At 59.7% G+C, this 534-nt stretch carries 1 rRNA gene; it reads right to left on the bottom strand.

The window, feature by feature from the left end:
• Positions 1-434, bottom strand: a 16S ribosomal RNA gene (locus IE136_RS35235); the annotation flags it as partial.
• Between the last annotated feature and the right edge of the window lie 100 nt (positions 435-534).

Raw genomic sequence — 534 nt, forward strand, 5'->3', positions numbered from 1 at the left:
CTGAAAGAGGTTTACAACCCGAAGGCCGTCATCCCTCACGCGGCGTCGCTGCATCAGGCTTTCGCCCATTGTGCAATATTCCCCACTGCTGCCTCCCGTAGGAGTCTGGGCCGTGTCTCAGTCCCAGTGTGGCCGGTCGCCCTCTCAGGCCGGCTACCCGTCGTCGCCTTGGTGGGCCATTACCCCACCAACAAGCTGATAGGCCGCGGGCTCATCCTTCACCGCCGGAGCTTTCAACCAGCTTCCATGCGGAAGCCGGTGTTATCCGGTATTAGACCCCGTTTCCAGGGCTTGTCCCAGAGTGAAGGGCAGATTGCCCACGTGTTACTCACCCGTTCGCCACTAATCCACCCCGAAGGGCTTCATCGTTCGACTTGCATGTGTTAAGCACGCCGCCAGCGTTCGTCCTGAGCCAGGATCAAACTCTCCGTGAATGTTTACCCGTAATCGGGTTCGCACACACGAGAGCGGAACGATCGGTCGGAATAGGACCGGTCGTTCACAGCGTCCTCGCTGTGTTGTTGCCTACCCGCC

This window comes from Streptomyces lateritius (assembly GCF_014649715.1).
Classification (GTDB): Bacteria; Actinomycetota; Actinomycetes; order Streptomycetales; family Streptomycetaceae; genus Streptomyces; species Streptomyces lateritius.